The organism is Pseudoalteromonas sp. SG43-7 (genome assembly GCF_014164295.1).
GTDB classification, from domain to species: Bacteria; Pseudomonadota; Gammaproteobacteria; order Enterobacterales; family Alteromonadaceae; genus Pseudoalteromonas; species Pseudoalteromonas rhizosphaerae.
On the sequence record NZ_JACJEY010000182.1, the window covers coordinates 1 to 531 of the forward strand.

The window sequence follows — 531 nt, forward strand, 5'->3', positions numbered from 1 at the left end:
TTCTCGCATTAGGCTCTTTACGTGATAAAGCTAAAAGTTGCTTGGATTTTTCTAAGTTCAATTTAGTAAAAGTAGATAAGTATCAGTGTGCTAATTAGATCACATAATTTGGCAGATTGGTATTAGGCTCTTTACGTGATAAAGCTAAAAGTTGCTTGGATTTTTCTAAGTTCAATTTAGTAAAAGTAGATAAGTATCAGTGTGCTAATTAGATCACATAATTTGGCAGATTGGTATAACTATAAAGGCAGTCAATAGTTAGGTTTACGAGTTTATATTTTCTTATGGGGAGCGCGAGTTTTTTAAGATTAAAAAGTGGCAGTACACGCATGTCAAAGGTTAACGCTGAAGGCTCGAAGCCAATAGCTTTCCTGCAGACGTAAAAAAGCCGCTTCATTTCTGAAGCGGCTTTCTCAATTTGGAGCCTGGCAATGTCCTACTTTCACATAGCAAATGCTACACTATCATCGGCGCTGTTTTGTTTCACTACTGAGTTCGGCATGGGGTCAGGTGGGTCCAAAACGCTATTGT

General features: G+C 37.9%; 1 rRNA gene. It reads right to left on the reverse strand.

Annotated elements, in window-relative coordinates:
- Nucleotides 1-423: 423 nt before the first annotated feature.
- Nucleotides 424-531 (reverse strand): 5S ribosomal RNA (gene rrf, locus H5200_RS23400); the annotation flags it as partial.